The organism is Photorhabdus sp. RM96S (assembly GCF_042879335.1).
Classification (GTDB): domain Bacteria; phylum Pseudomonadota; class Gammaproteobacteria; order Enterobacterales; family Enterobacteriaceae; genus Photorhabdus; species Photorhabdus kayaii.
Map to the genome: position 1 here is coordinate 1 of NZ_JBHFKT010000187.1, position 439 is coordinate 439.

At 66.3% G+C, this 439-nt stretch carries 1 pseudogene; it reads right to left on the bottom strand.

Annotation, left to right across the window (positions count from 1 at the left end):
- Nucleotides 1–439, bottom strand: a pseudogene (locus ACGF49_RS24895) (hypothetical protein); the annotation flags it as partial.

The following is a 439-nucleotide window of genomic DNA, read 5'->3' on the forward strand; positions in this document are numbered from 1 at the left end:
GGTCTGATGGGCCAGCAGCCCGACCGGGGTGTAAGCCTGTGACTGGATAAAACCGGCGGCGCTTTCCCGCGCGATTTCCCGGCCCAGCCCGTCATGCTGCATCTGCAACGGGGCATGGCCGTCAAGCTGCCACTGCATCAGCCGGCCGTTAAGGCCGTAGTACCAGCTGACCGCGGGCTGGGTGTCCACCTGGCGGCCGGTGGGCAGGCCGCTCATCGGGTCCCACTGATGGCTGACGGCACGCCCGTTAATCGTCTCTTGGGTCAGGCGGCCGGCCTCATCGTATGCAAACGCCACCACCGCGTCCGGGTTGGTGGCCCGGACCAGTCGTCCCTGCGCGTCGTGGTCGTAGGTGGTGACTGAGCATAACGCGCACCGGTCATCCTCTTCCTGCCACGCTTCCTGGCGGGTAATGCGGTCGTCGTCGGTGTAACACCAG